Consider the following 766-nt stretch of genomic DNA (forward strand, 5'->3'; position numbering starts at 1 on the left):
AACGGTGGTTCAACAGGAGCCATCAATTTAACACCAACAGGCGGAACAGCGCCATACACTTTCAACTGGGGTGGTGGAATCACGACTGAAGACAGAACAGGATTGGCAGCAGGAACATACACTGTAACCATTACAGATGCCAACGGATGTACCGGAACAGTTAATGCAACGGTAACTCAGCCAGCAACAGCCGTTTCAGGAACAACGGTAGTAACTAATGTAGCATGTAACGGTGCTTCAAACGGAGCGATCAATTTAACACCAACAGGTGGAACTGCACCATACACCTTCAATTGGGGTGGTGGAATCACGACAGAAGACAGAACAGGATTAGCAGCAGGAACTTACACAGTAACCATCACAGATGCGAACGGATGTACCGGAACTGTTAATGCAACGGTAACTCAGCCTGCAACAGCAGTTTCAGGAAGTACGGTAGTAACTAATGTAGCATGTAACGGTGCTTCAACAGGAGCAATTAATTTAACTCCGACAGGCGGAACTGCACCATATACGTTCAATTGGGGTGGTGGAATCACGACAGAAGACAGAACAGGACTTTCAGCAGGAACTTATACGGTAACGATCACTGATGCCAACGGATGTACAGGAACGGTTAATGCAACAGTAACCCAGCCTGCAACAGCCGTTTCAGGAACAACGGTTGCAACGAATGATGCGGGTAACGGTGGTTCAACAGGAGCAAGTAATTTAACTCCGACAGGCGGAACGGCACCTTATACATTCAACTGGGGTGGTGGAGTTA

The 766-nt window shown here is 47.7% G+C and carries 1 protein-coding gene; it reads left to right on the forward strand.

Features of this window, described 5'->3' with window-relative positions:
* On the forward strand, positions 1-766 hold a 766-nt coding region (locus AC0NBN_RS13345), incomplete at both ends, for a PKD domain-containing protein (RefSeq protein ID WP_474468573.1).

This window comes from Chryseobacterium sp. L12, assembly GCF_056133985.1.